Origin of the sequence: Jannaschia seosinensis (genome assembly GCF_001408515.1) — a bacterium.
Classification (GTDB): domain Bacteria; phylum Pseudomonadota; class Alphaproteobacteria; order Rhodobacterales; family Rhodobacteraceae; genus Jannaschia; species Jannaschia seosinensis.
The window spans coordinates 1-1821 of record NZ_CYPR01000193.1; the positions used below are offsets into that span (position 1 = coordinate 1).

A 1821-nucleotide genomic window follows, 5' to 3' on the forward strand; every position below is an offset into this window, starting at 1 on the left:
AACTTCGGCGGTCTGGCAAATTGCTAAAAAGACGGCTCGTATCGATGCTCGGACGAAAATCGCGAAGAGCTCGGCAGAAAAAAGCGACACGGCTCGTCGCTTGCAGACGATGCCGGGAGTCGGCCCGCTAACCGCGCTCGCGATCGAGGCATTTGCGCCAGATATGATGAATTTCCGGCGCGGCCGCGATTTCGCCGCGTGGTTGGGGCTTGTCCCACGTCAGCATTCATCAGGCGGCAAGGAGCGGCTCGGGCGCGTGTCGAAAGCCGGCCAGGCTGACATCCGCCGCCTCCTGATCGTCGGGGGCGATATCGCGCCTGAACTGGCTGGGGCGCTGGTCGATACCCGAGGGGTCCTGGCTGGCCCGGATGCTGGAGAGAAAGCCACGGATGCTGGTCGCGATCGCGCGGGCCAACCGGATGGCCCGGGCGATCTGGGCGATGTCCACCAAGAAGGAGAATTATCAGGATCCGGCACGAGCTACTGCATGAGCTGAACAGCGAAAGCAGTCTCGCGTCGGCGAAGGAGGTGCGAGAAGGCGACAACCCGAATGGGCGCAACGATCGAACAGATCTGGATCGGGAAAACCAGTAAGGTGCTGTGAGCAGATCAGCTCGCTGAACAGATTTGGACCCGATCCGCAGATCTCCATCCCGGCCCGCGGCCTGTAAGTGCCGCACCTTGAGGCCTGACAGAAGACTGCACTCGATCACCCGTCAGCAAGGTCAGAACCCTCTTGCACTACGGGCGGCAACCACAGAAGAACCTTGATCGGCAGGCAGGTCTGGATGGCGGCATTCGAGAGGACCGGCTTGCGCCCCAGTCGGCCTTCATGCGACGCAAGCCAAGGCCATCCCCTTGTCGACCCAGATCAGCAACGAGCCCCACTTCCTGAGCGCGTCGTTGTACTTCGACCAGTTGGAGGTGCGTTAGTGAGCGGCGGATGGATTGCTCACGCGTCTCTTATAGCCGCGGGGACTCCCGACTTGGATCCTACACCTCCGGTGACGTGCAACTACACCGCTCCGGAATCTTGATGCCCGCTCTCCTGCTTACATCGACTGTTAGGCCGTGTTGACAAAACCCTTCCCGTAGCGCTCTCGGCGTGGTTCACGCTGCCTGATTTTGGTCGGGGGGAGTGACGCGATGGCGCGGGGTCTGATGTCGAACGCGGAGTGGGCGTTCTTCGAGCCGTTCATCCGGGGGGTACGTGCCCGAAACGGTCGGCAGGGAGCCGATCACCGGCGGGTGCTAGACGGGGTGTTCTGGATCGCCCGGACGGGAAGCCCTTGGCGCGACCTGCCCGAGGAGTTCGGCAAGTGGTCGTCGGTCTACCGCCAGTTCCGCCTTTGGACGCTGGCAGGTCTGTGGGAGACGATCCTGGAGGCGCTCAACGAGGCTGCGGGAGAGCTGGATCACCCGCCCGACCGGCTTCATATGATCGACAGCACCGTCGTCCGGGCGCACCAGCACGCAGCCGGCGCAAGGGGGGGACTCAGAGACAGGGTATCGGGCGCTCAAGAGGTGGCCAGACGACTAAAATCCACCTCCGCTGCAATGCGTGGGGCCTTCCAATGCGCACCGACGTGACGCCAGGCCAGACCTCCGACCACAAGGGTTTCGACCTCGTCATGGGCGACGACCTTCCCGCGCCGGGGGCGCTGCTTGCCGACAAGGGCTATGACGNGGACCGCATCCGCGACTGGGCCGAAGCCCGCGATACGATCCCGGTGATCCCCATGCGCCGACATCGCAAGGCTCGCGCGGGCGTCGACCGCACGCTCTACGCGCTGCGCAACCTCGTGGAGCGCTGCTTCGGCC

General features: G+C 63.8%; 3 pseudogenes. 2 read left to right on the top strand and 1 reads right to left on the bottom strand.

The features are described from left to right. A pseudogene (locus tag JSE7799_RS20025) lies at positions 1–491 on the top strand (transposase); the annotation flags it as partial. Between the two features lie 257 nt (positions 492–748). Here JSE7799_RS20025 and JSE7799_RS20635 read toward each other — a convergent pair. Next, a pseudogene (locus JSE7799_RS20635) lies at positions 749–929 on the bottom strand (transposase); the annotation flags it as partial. A gap of 217 nt (positions 930–1146) precedes the next feature. Here JSE7799_RS20635 and JSE7799_RS20030 point away from each other — a divergent pair. Next, positions 1147–1821 (top strand): annotated as a pseudogene (locus JSE7799_RS20030) (IS5 family transposase); the annotation flags it as partial.